Raw genomic sequence first — 328 nt, 5'->3', positions numbered from 1 at the left:
GGAAAGTACATGGCAAAGGACATGTTTGACGGCTTTGACCACACGCAATATAAGGACGAGGTGGAGCAGCGCTGGGGCAAGGACGCTTATGCCGCCAGCGACACATGGTGGCGGAACATGAGTCCCGAGGACAAGCAGCAGTGGCAGGAGCGCGTCCGTGCGCTGGGTGCGGATTGGATCTCCGCATCGAAGTCCGGCACTGCTCCTGACAGCCAAGTGGCCCAGGACCTTGCGCGCAGGCACGTCGAGTGGCTTACGGGGTTTCCAGGCACGCCGACGGCGGCTCCCGTCGGTGATGTAAAGGGGTACGTCACCGGACTCGGTGAAA

1 protein-coding gene is annotated in these 328 nt (G+C 61.9%); it reads left to right on the top strand.

The window, feature by feature from the left end:
* A partial coding sequence (locus tag SB724_RS19655) for a TipAS antibiotic-recognition domain-containing protein (RefSeq protein ID WP_410572461.1) occupies nt 1-328 on the top strand: 328 nt, incomplete at both ends.

It is taken from the genome of Bacillus sp. SIMBA_031 (assembly GCF_046535225.1).
Taxonomy (GTDB): Bacteria; Bacillota; Bacilli; order Bacillales; family Bacillaceae; genus Bacillus; species Bacillus velezensis.
The sequence above is the reverse complement of the archived record's forward strand: the minus strand, read 5'-3'. Positions and strand labels throughout refer to the sequence as shown.